The organism is Lysobacter antibioticus (assembly GCF_001442535.1).
Taxonomy (GTDB): Bacteria; Pseudomonadota; Gammaproteobacteria; order Xanthomonadales; family Xanthomonadaceae; genus Lysobacter; species Lysobacter antibioticus.
Window position 1 is genome coordinate 3194506 of sequence record NZ_CP013141.1, and the last position, 10807, is coordinate 3205312.

Here is a 10807-nt window from a genome sequence, read left to right on the forward strand (position 1 = left end):
GATGGGCGCGCGCGAACCGGTATTGATCGAAGGACGCTGGCAGGCCTCGCGCGATGCCGGCGGCGACTTCCGCGCCTTCGATCCGACCCGCGGCACGCCGTTCGGGCCGGCGTTCCCGGTGTCCGGCGCGGCCGACGCCGAGGCCGCGCTGGCTTCGGCCTGCTCCGTCGCCGACGAACTGGCCGCGGCCGATCCCGAGCGCATCGCCGATTTTCTCGAGGCGTATGCGCTCGGCATCGAGCACGACGGGCCGGACCTGGTCGCGCTCGCGCATCTGGAAACGGCGCTGCCGATCGAACCGCGCCTGGCCAAAGTCGAATTGCCCCGTACCACCGGGCAGTTGCGACAGGCCGCGCGGGCGGTGCGCGAGCGCTCGTGGACGCAGCCGATCATCGACACGGCGACCGGCCTGCGCAGCCATCTCGCGCCGCTGCACAAACCGGTGCTGATCTTCGGGCCGAACAATTTCCCGTTCGCCTTCAACGCGGTGGCCGGCAGCGATTTCGCTTCGGCCATCGCCGCGCGCAATCCGGTCATCGCTAAAGTGCATCCCTCGCACCCGGCCACCAGCCAGCGGCTGGCCGAACTGGCCCACCGCGCCCTGGTCGAGGCCGGCTTGCCGGCCGCGGCCTTGCAGGTGCTGTATCACCTCGATCCCGCGCAAGGGCTGGCCCTGGCCGGCGATGCGCGGCTCGGTGCGCTCGCCTTTACCGGCAGCCGTAACGCCGGCCTGGCGCTGAAGGCGCGGGCCGACGCGGCCGGCGTGCCGGCCTATCTGGAACTGTCCAGCGTCAATCCGGTGTTCTTGCTCGAAGGCGCGTTGCGCGAGCGCGGCGAAGCCTTGGCGCAGGAGTTCTTCGCGTCCTGCACGATGGGCACCGGTCAGTTCTGCACCCATCCCGGCATCGTGGTGTTGCCGCGCGGCGCCGACGGCGATGCCTTCGTCGACGCGGCCGCGGCTTCGTTCGCGCAGGCCCCGTCCGGGGTGATGTTCTCGCGCGGCGTGCTCGATCATCTGCGGCAAGGGCTCACCGATTGGCGCGAGGCCGGCGCGGAACTCGTCGCCGGCGGCGCCGCGGCGGAAGGCGAGGGTTATCGCGTGCAACCGGCGCTGCTCAGCGTCGATGCCGCGACCTTTCTGGCCGACCGCCGTCTGCAAAGCGAGGCCTTCGGCCCGGCCAGCCTGGTCGTGCGCGTCGACGGTATCGAACAGGCCGTGACGATCGCGCAGGGGCTCGAAGGCAATCTGACCGGCACCATCTACGCCGGCGAACCCGACGCCGCCGACGAGGCCCGCCTGGCGGCGAGCCTGCGCCCGCGCGTCGGCCGCCTGATCGCGAGCCGCATGCCGACCGGTGTCGCGGTCAGTCCGGCCATGCACCACGGCGGACCCTACCCGAGCACCGGTCATCCCGGCTTTACCGCGGTCGGGTTGCCGGCGGCGATCCGCCGCTTCGCCGCCTTGCATTGCTACGACCACGTGCGCGACGAATTGCTGCCGCTGGAGTTGCGCGACCGCAATCCTGGCGGCATCGCGCGCCAGGTCGACGGCCGCTGGACCTACGACGACCTTGGAGCCGCACCATGACCCAGATCGGTGGTTTGACCCTCGAGCAGGCGCGTGCCGGCCTGCAACCGTGGAGTGAGCGCGCACCGGCGATCGGCGCCGACGAGTACGCGCAGCGCATCGAGCGTGCGCGCGAGCTGATGCGGCGCGAGCGCTGCGAGGCCCTGCTGATCACCGCCGGCACCTCGCTGCGTTATTTCACCGGCGTACCCTGGGGCGCGAGCGAACGGCTGGTGGCGATGCTGCTGACCCTCGACGGCGACCCGGCGGTGATCTGCCCGGGATTCGAATCCGGTTCGCTTTCGCACGTGCTCAAGATCCCGGGCGAACCGCGCCTGTGGGAAGAACACGAAGATCCCTGCGCACTCGTCCTCGACACGATGCGCGCGCGCGGCGCCACTCGGCTGGCGCTCGACCCGGGCGCGCCGTATGCGGTGTTCACCGCCTTGCGCGCACTGGCGCCCACGCTCGAGATCGTCGATGCGAGCGCCATCGTCGACGGTTGCCGGGCGCGCAAGAGCGAGGCCGAACTGGCGCTGATGAAGCAGGCCACGGCGATGACCCTGCAGGTGCACCGGCTCGCCGCCGGTCTGGCCGACGAGGGCGTGAGCACGGCGACCTTGCGCCGTTTCATCGACGAGGCGCATCGCGCGTTCGGCGCCGACAACGGTTCGACCTTCTGCATCGTCCAGTTCGGCGAAGCGACCTCGTACCCGCACGGCATTCCCGGCGAGCAGACCCTGCGCGAGGGCGAACTGGTATTGATCGACACCGGCTGCGCGGTGCAGGGCTATCAATCCGACATCACCCGCACCTACATCTGCGGCCGTGCCGGCAGCGAACAGACGCGGATCTGGGAACTAGAACTTGCAGCGCAACGGGCCGCCTTCGATGCGGTGCGCCCCGGCATCAGCGGCGAAGCGGTCGATCAGGCCGCGCGCACGGTGCTCGAACGCGGCGGCCTGGGGCCGGACTATCGTCTGCCCGGCTTGCCGCACCGCACCGGGCACGGCTGCGGCATGAGCGTGCACGAGGCGCCGTATCTGGTGCGCGGCAACCGGGTCGGGCTGGAGCCCGGCAACTGCTGCTCGAACGAGCCGATGATCGTGGTCCCCGGCCAGTTCGGGGTGCGCTTGGAGGATCACTTCTACGTGACCGAGAACGGCGCGGCCTGGTTCACCCCGCCGTCGCTGGCGATCGACCGGCCGTTCGCCGATTGAGTTGCTGGCGGCGCTGAGTCCGCTGGCGAATTCCGGGCTTCCTCTGCGCGGGCCGCCTGCCGCGCCGTATCGGCGGTCCCCCCGGGCGGCCCGTTCAGAGGGGGAATTCAGGCCGCGGATCGGCATCGGCAGACACTTCAGGCACATCCGCGTTCGCGCGGATTGCCGCATGATGGCCCGCATCCGTCCGCATCCCGAACGAGTCCCGCGATGATTTCGATCCGAACTGCTTCGCCGCGCGCGCCCTTGGCCGCCCTGACCGCCGCCATGTTGCTGGGCCTGAGCCTGGCTCCGGCCTTCGCCGCCGAAGCGGCCGCCACTGCGGCGCCGTCCGCGACCGCGACCGATGAGGCGAGTGCGCGCGACAGCGAAGCCGGCGTGCGTTTCAAGGCGCTGTACACGCGCGAATGGAAATGGCGGCAAGCGCAGTTCGCCGGCGGCGACGACGAAGACGTACAGGGCCAGGCCTCGAGCCGCCTGCCCAAGGTCGACACCGCCACCCAGGCCGAGCGCGAGCGTTATTGGGCGCAGGTGCTGAAGGAACTCGACGCGATCGACAAGACGCAACTGCGCGGCGAAGACCCCGTCAACTACGAGGTGTTCCGCCAGCAGATCCAGAGCCTGCTCGCCAACCAGCGCCTGCGCGGTTGGGAAATGCCGTTCAACAGCGACAGCGCGTTCTGGACCAACCTGGGCTTCACCGCGCGCCGTCCGATCCGCGACGCCGAAGGCTATCGCCGCTACCTCGGGCAACTGCGCGATATCCCGCGGTATTTCGACGAACAGATCGACAACATGCGCGCTGGCCTGGTGCGCGGCTACAGCGTGCCGCGCGTGACCTTGACCGGCCGCGACGCCTCGATCAAGGAAGTGGTCGACGCCAAGCTCGAAGACAACCTGCTCTACACCCCGTTCAAGCAGATGCCGGCGAACATGCCCGCGGCCGAACAGGCGCGCTTGCGCGCCGAAGCCGCCAAGGCGATCGACGAGCAGGTGCTGCCGGCGTATCGCAAGCTGCTGGCCTTCATGCAGGACGAGTACATGAAGCAGGCCCGCACCACGCTGGCGGCCGAGGCCATGCCCGACGGCGAGGCGCTGTACCGGGCCAAGATCCGCGAGTACACCACGCTCGACTTGCCGCCGGCGCAGATCCACAAGATCGGCCTGGAGGAAGTGGCGAAGATCCGCGCGCAGATGGACCAGACCATCGCCAAGACCGATTTCAAGGGCACGTTCCCGGAATTTTTGCATTACCTGCGCACCGATCCGAAGTTCTACCCGAAGACCGGCGACGAGTTGCTGATGCGCGCCTCGTGGCTGGCCAAGCGCGTCGACGGCCAGATCGGCAACTACATCGGCCTGCTGCCGCGCCAGCGTTTCGCGATCCGGCCGGTGCCCTCGGACCTGGCGCCGTTCTACACCGCCGGCCGCGGCGGGCGCGACGTGTACCTGCTAAACACCTACGACCTGCCGTCGCGGCCGCTGTTCAACCTGGCCGCGCTGACCCTGCACGAATCCGCGCCGGGCCATTCCCTGCAGACCTCGCTCGCCGCCGAACACGAAGGCCTGCCGGATTTCCGCCGTTACACCTACATCTCCGCCTATGGCGAAGGTTGGGCCTTGTACTCGGAGAAGCTCGGTATCGAGATGGGCCTGTACGACACGCCCTACGACTACTTCGGCTATCTGACCTATCAGATGTGGCGCGCGAGCCGGCTCGTGGTCGACACCGGCATTCATCACCTCGGCTGGAGCCGCGAGCGTGCCCAGGCCTTCCTGCGCGACAACACCGCGCTCAGCGAGCACGAGATCCAGACCGAAGTCGACCGTTACATCGGTTGGCCGGGACAGGCGCTGTCGTATTACCTCGGCCAGATGAGCATCGAGCGCGCGCGCGCGAAGGCCGAGCAGGCCCTGGGCCAGGACTTCGACATCCGCGCCTTCCACGACGCCATTCTCGCCCTGGGTTCGGTGCCGTTGCCGGTGTTGGAGCAGCGTGCGGATCGTTTCATCGACGAGAGTCGCGCCAAGGCGGCGGCGCAGCGGGCGAAGACCGCCGCTGCGGCGGCTGCGAAGCCCTGATCGGGTCGCCGTATCGACTGGTGACTTGGGCTGCGTCGCTCCTCCTGTGGGAGCGGCGTGAGCCGCGACCAAGGGACAGGCAGGCATCGCGCTGCCGTCGTCGCTGATCGAAGCCGTGAACCGTCGCTGGGTAGGGGCGGCGTCCTACTGGATTTCCTTTGGTCACAAGCCGCGACCGCGCCGGCTTCTAATGCGGCGCCTCCGGCCGTAAGGTACCGAAGCAACACCAATAGCAAAGCTTCCGTCCGCTGACGCGGCCGGGTTACTTTCTTTTGCTGGCCCAAAAGAAAGATAACCAAAGAAAAGGCCTTCCTTGCAAGGGCGCAGGCCACGAGTTCGCAGCGCGCGCCGGGATTTTCCGATAAGACGTCCCTGTCTTATCGGAAAACGCCGCACGTCCTGTGCGGCGCCCTCCGGGTCTCCAGATGTTCTCGCTAGGTTGGAACTGCGCCAAGCTTTCACGGCAACGGCAACGGCAACGGCAACGGCAACGGCAACGGCAACGGCAACGGCAACGGCAACGGCAACGGCAACGGCAACCGAAAACGGTGTGCATTGCGGCGGCTCTTGGGTAGGAGCGGCGCAAGCCGCGACCGCGTCACGACGACAACGGCGCAGCAATCTGGAGGCCGTGCCGTGTTGGTAATGACGTGGCGTGGGGGCGAGGTCGCGACTCACGTCGCTCCTACAGGGGATGGTGTCGTCGTACTTAGCTGTAGCTGTAGCTGTAGCTGTAGCTGTGGCAGTGGCTGTGCGTCGCTTCGCCCTCGCGAAGGCAATGGAAGACCCGAAGGGCGGCGCGCATGGATGCGCGCCGTTTTTCATCGGGACAGGGATGTCCCGTATGAAAAATCCCTGCGTATGCATCGCTCGTGCGGGCCTGTGATTCAAAGAGAAGCAACTTCTTTGGTTACCTTTGACCGAAGGGAATCCAGACGGACTTTTGTTGCTTATGACAAAAGAAAGTAACCCGCCGCTTTAGTGGCGGAAGCTTTTGGCGTTTGATCTTGATCTTGCTTCAGCGGTCCGCCGCGAGACCGAAACGACGCGGTCGCGGCTTGCGCCGCTCCTACCCTTGGTGGCGTCGCTGCCGCAGATCAGCCGAGGCGATGCCGCAGCCGCTCCGCGACGCCTCGCTCAGCGCGCCGTCGGCTCCGGCAACCCCCAGGCCCGCCAATGCTGCGCGTACTGCGCTTGCGGCAACAACACGAACACCGGCTGGGCTTCGGGCTTCAACCACGCCAGCAAGCGATTCATCTCGCCGTCGTCCATCGCGGTGCAGCCGGCGGTGGCTTCGCCCGGGGCTTTCCACAGGTGGGCGAAGATGCAGCTGCCCGCGCCGGCGACGCCGGCGCGGTTGTGTTCGATCACGAAACCTTGGCGATAGCGTTGGTCGCCGCCGGCATGCAAGTCGCGGCGCATCGGTTCGGTGGAGCCGGCGACCGCGGCCTCGCCGACGGTCTTGGCATCGACGATGCGGTTGTACAGGGGCGAGTCGCTGACGTCGATGCAGTAGTCCGACACTGTCATCGCGCTGTAGGGCAGGGCGGTGGCGGCGCGGTCGGCGTAGCCGAAGGCGGTGCCGATGCGGAACAGGCCGGCCGGGGCGCGGCCATCGCCTTCGCGCTTGACCGGGCCGTCGCGCTGCGCCGGATGCAGGCCGAGGCCCCAGGCCGAACCGGAGCGGCCGATCGTCACCTCGGCCGCATCGCCGACGGGGCGCCACTGCTGGCCATTGCGCTCGTAGCGCTGCAGCCGGCCCTGGTTGGCGTCCCAGTCGGCCGTGGTTACGACCAGCAATTGCCCGGCCTGGCTGGTTTCGCCGCCGTAGCGGTCGGTGCCGGTCGTGGCGCAGCCGGCCAGCATCAGGGCCAGTCCCGCCGCGATGAGGCCGGTGCACCGGCGCCGTCCCGAAGCGGGCTTGAACTTGGCCGCGGGCCTGGCAGGAGATGCGGAATCGCGTCCGGACGAGGGCAAACGGAAGGACGGCAGCATGGGCATTCCTCGCGGCGCATCGCGCGGCATCAGGTGTCGAGCATGTCCTGAATGCGTTCGGCGTTGCTGTCGAGCTGGCTGAGCCGGCCCTGGCCGCGTTCGCACAGCAGGATGAAGATCAGGTCGAGCAGGTGCTGCAGCGCCGATTGGTACAGCAGCGGCTCGACGTGGGCGCGCTCGTCGTGGGCCGAGACCAGCAGGGAGAAATCGGCGTGGGCGCGCAGCGGGTTGGGGGTGTGGCGGGTCACCGAGACGACCTTGCCGCCGGCTTCGCCGAAGGTCCGCGCCAGGTGGCACAGCGCGGTCTGCTTGCCGAGCTCGGAGAACACCAGCAGCAGGTCGCTCTGGTTCGCGGTGGCGGTGCTCGCGGTCATCAGCACCGGGTCGAAGTGGTGGACGCTGAGGATGCCGATCATGGCCAGCTTCATCGCCAGGGCGCGGGCCGGGATGCCGTCCTCGCCCAGGCCGATGATGAACACCCGGCGCGCGTCCTGGATCAGCTCGGCGATCGCGTCGATGCGCTCGGCCGGGTTGATCAGCCGGGTTTCCTCCTCGGCGCGGGCCTTGCCGTGCCACAGGCGCTCGGCCAGGGCGGCGTGCGGGTCGGCGTGGACCGATTCGACCGCGTGGGCGTCGTCCTGGCCGTGACCGCGCGCGACCGCCTCGCCGATCGAGTACTTCAGGTCCGGATAGCCCTTGAAGCCGAGCTTCTGGCTGAACTTGACCACGCTCGACTGGCTGATGCCGAGCGCGTTGGCCAGCTGCTGCGAGGAGTAGTCGCGCAACAGGTGCGCGTTCTCGAGCAGGTAATCGGCGATCCGGCGTTCGATCGCCGACATCTGGTCGCGTTCGGAGCGGATCTTGAGCAAGGGCGACATCGGCGGGTCCAGTCCTGTACGGCTAATCCTGTGGCGAAACCGGAGCCGCGGCTCAGACGTCGAGCGGTTCCAGGCCGCGGATCTCGCGGATGCCCAGGCCCGGCGCGTCGGTCACCGTGATCTCCGATTCGTTGAAGATAACTCCCCCGTCGACCGGATTGAATGCGCACAGCGAGGGACCGTCCAGATCCACCTTGGTGATCACATTGGACTTGGCCACCGCCAGGTGGACCGCGGCGGCGACGCTGATGCTGGTCTCGATCATGCAACCGATCATGCATTCGACCCCGTACATGGCGGCGATGTCGGCGATCTGGATGGCCTTGGACAGGCCGCCGGTCTTCATCAGCTTGATGTTGATGATGTCGGCCGCGCGCATCCGGATCAGGTCGATGACCTCGGCCGGGCCGAACACGCTCTCGTCGGCCATGATCGGGGTGTGCACGCGATCTGTGACGTACTTCATGCCGTCGAGGTCCTGCGCCTTGACCGGCTGCTCGACCAGTTCCAGGCGCACGCCGGCGTCTTCCAGGGTCTGCAGGGCATACACCGCCTGTTTGGCGGTCCAGCCCTGGTTGGCGTCCAGACGCAGCAGGGCGCGGCCCTCGACCGCGGCATAGATCGCCTTGACCCGCTCGATGTCGACGCCGATGTCCTTGCCGACCTTGATCTTCAGCGACTCGAAGCCGCGGTCGACCGCGGCGATCGAGTCGGCGACCATCTTCTCGATGTAGTCCACGCTGATGGTGATGTCGGTGGTGATGACCGGGTCGCCGCCGCCGAGCATCTTGTACAGCGGGGCGCCGTAGAGCTGGCCCCACAGGTCGTAGACCGCGATCTCGACCGCGGCCTTGGCGCTGGAATTCTTCTCCAACGCGCCCTGGATCAGGCCGGTGATGCGGTTGAGGTTGGCGATCTCCTCGCCGATCAGGCGCGGCGAGATGAACTTGCGGATCGCCTCGACGATCGAGCCGTGGGTGTCGCCGGTGATCACCGCCGTCGCCGGCGCTTCGCCGTAACCGATGTGGCCGGTGTCGGTGTGGACGGTGACGACGATGTCCTCGACCACGTCGACCGTGCGCAGCGCGGTCTTGAACGGGGTCTTCAGCGGGACCCGCAGCATGCCGAATCGGATGTCGGTGATCTTCATGTGGTCGGTAAGGTCTTGGTTCGTTCGGCGTGTTCGGTGGTTGGGAGGGTGGCGGCGCTCGGCGACGCTACTTCGCAGGGTATCGACGGTGGTGTGAAGTCGGCGGCCCCGGCTTGGGAGAGCATCGCTCTCCGGCGTGGATGGCCTCGCTCATGGACGAATACGTTGAATGCTGGTGATCCGGTCCACGGTCGGCTGCTCGCGGTTGAACAGCAGCGGCACCAACGGGGTCACCGAGACGCCGTTGAGGTGCACGCGCGCCAGCTCGCCGGTGCGGTCGCGGAAGGTGATGCCGGTGGTGTCGTGGATCACGTAGGGCCAGCCGTCCTCGTGGCCGACCACCATCATCACGTGGCCGGGGATGTAGATCAGGTCGCCCACTTCCAGGGTCTTGAGGATCTTCAGGCGGTCCTCGTGGCTGACGTCGTCGGCCAGGTCGATGCGGTTGTAGGCCGGGCTGACCGCCTGGTCGCGAGTATTGCGCGGCAACTGCACGCCGAAGCTGCGGTAGATCTCGGAAACGAAGCCGCTGCAGTCGCGGGTGTTGTAGGAGTGCCCCCAGCCGTAGCGTTCGCCGAGGAACTTGAAGCCCTGGCGGACCAAGTTAGCCTGCGTCAGCGGCAGATAATCCGCGGAAACCTCCGAGGTGCGCGGCAGCAGCGCCGGGGAAAACCGCAGCCGCCCCTCGCCGTCGCGATACGGCAACTCGATCACATGCGAGGCGTAATGGTGTTGGCCGTTGACCGGGCGCTCGGCCGGCCAGTCGGCGAGCAGCGGCACGCGCACGCCCATCTCGAGCTGGACGTCGGACACACCGGGCTGTTCGGGCGCATGCACGGTGCGCGCGGTCGCGCCGGTCACGACCAGATAGGGCGCCTTGCGGGTGTAGGCGAAGATCGGCTTCGCCTCGCCCTCGGCGATGCGGTCTTTCTCGACCCAGGCCGCGTACAGCTCGCTGACCACGAACCAATACTTGCCGTCGAGGCTCTCGTGCACGATCGCCACCGGCGTGCCTGGGAACAGCGCGCTCTCCTGGTAACGGTCGATGTCGGTGTCGCCGCGCGAGGTGAACACGCGCAGCCGGGTCGGGAAGGTGCGCAGGTCGGCGCGGCGCACGACCATGCCGTAGCGCGTGGCCTGTTGCGCCGGGATCGCATCCAGTGCCAGGGCGTCGCCGAGTTGTTGCAAGGTCGGCGCCGGCACTTCTTCGCCGCGCTCGTCGTACAAGGTTTCCTCGCGCGCCTGCGACAGCGCCGCGATCCATTCGCGCACCTGCGCACGTCGCAGTTTTGCCGGCAGATGTTCGATATCGTGCACCGACGGGTCGAGCCGATGCAGGCGCTGGTTCTGCGCGTCGATCGCTTTGCGGTCGAGTATCGTCGTGTCGGGCTGGGCCTGCTGGCGTATCCAGTAGTCCGCGTTCAATTGCCCCTCCTCGATGCCGATCACGCCGGTCGCCGGCGTGCGCGCAGTCTCGCGTGCGAAGGCCGGCGCCGCGCCCAAGGGCACGGCTGCCAACAACGCCGCGATCAACAGCGCGGCGCGGCCGTGGGAATGCTGCGGGTGGCGAATGTCGCTACGCATCGCTTCATGCTCCGGGCGCGCTGGGCCGATCCCGCGCGCCGTCACAGGCCCGATGCCGGTCGTCCGGCACCCACCCGGCTTCGACGAACGCGCGACGTCGGGTCGGTCCGCAGAATACATACTTCCTACAAAAAATAGATAGAGAATAATCTATTGACCGAGTCCGCCCTTCATGTTACACAGCCATGAATCGATGGCCCCCGCGTGGGTGACACCAGGTATGGATCCCGTGACTGACCTGCTGTTTATCGCTCCCCGCGCGAGGGCCATCGTCTTCTTCGCTGGGAGTTGGCGGGCGGCCGTGCTGGCCGCGGCGCTGGCCGTGGCCGCG

The 10807-nt window shown here is 67.8% G+C and carries 7 protein-coding genes; 3 read left to right on the forward strand and 4 right to left on the reverse strand.

Features of this window, described 5'->3' with window-relative positions; all coding sequences use genetic code 11:
• The first annotated feature begins 1 nt into the window (after position 1).
• The 3 genes from GLA29479_RS13020 to GLA29479_RS13030 all read left to right on the forward strand — a co-directional run bounded on the left by GLA29479_RS13020 (position 2) and on the right by GLA29479_RS13030 (position 4869).
• Positions 2-1588, forward strand: coding sequence for an aldehyde dehydrogenase (NADP(+)) (locus tag GLA29479_RS13020; RefSeq protein WP_057971840.1), 1587 nt, complete (start codon positions 2-4; stop codon positions 1586-1588).
• On the forward strand, positions 1585-2787 hold the full coding sequence (locus GLA29479_RS13025) for a M24 family metallopeptidase (RefSeq protein ID WP_057971841.1): 1203 nt from the start codon (positions 1585-1587) through the stop codon (positions 2785-2787). The genes GLA29479_RS13020 and GLA29479_RS13025 overlap by 4 nt, the downstream gene beginning before the upstream one ends.
• A gap of 210 nt (positions 2788-2997) precedes the next feature.
• Positions 2998-4869 carry a DUF885 domain-containing protein gene (locus tag GLA29479_RS13030; RefSeq protein ID WP_057971842.1) on the forward strand — a complete coding sequence of 624 codons (1872 nt, stop codon included), beginning with the start codon at positions 2998-3000 and terminating at the stop codon, positions 4867-4869.
• Positions 4870-6006: 1137 nt separating this feature from the next.
• Here the strand turns inward: GLA29479_RS13030 and GLA29479_RS13035 are convergent.
• The 4 genes from GLA29479_RS13035 to GLA29479_RS13050 form a co-directional block, all read right to left on the reverse strand.
• On the reverse strand, positions 6007-6735 hold the full coding sequence (locus GLA29479_RS13035) for a L,D-transpeptidase family protein (protein WP_057971843.1): 729 nt from the start codon (positions 6733-6735) through the stop codon (positions 6007-6009).
• A 158-nt stretch (positions 6736-6893) separates the two neighbouring features.
• The gene (locus GLA29479_RS13040; RefSeq protein WP_057971844.1) at positions 6894-7742 is read right to left on the reverse strand and encodes a MurR/RpiR family transcriptional regulator; all 849 of its coding nucleotides are present in this window, start codon (positions 7740-7742) and stop codon (positions 6894-6896) included.
• 52 nt (positions 7743-7794) lie between these two features.
• The gene (locus GLA29479_RS13045) at positions 7795-8892 is read right to left on the reverse strand and encodes a dipeptide epimerase (protein WP_031373019.1); all 1098 of its coding nucleotides are present in this window, start codon (positions 8890-8892) and stop codon (positions 7795-7797) included.
• A gap of 150 nt (positions 8893-9042) precedes the next feature.
• Entirely contained in the window at positions 9043-10476 is a 1434-nt protein-coding gene (locus GLA29479_RS13050; protein ID WP_057971845.1) for an SH3 domain-containing protein, read from the reverse strand.
• Positions 10477-10807 lie beyond the last annotated feature (331 nt).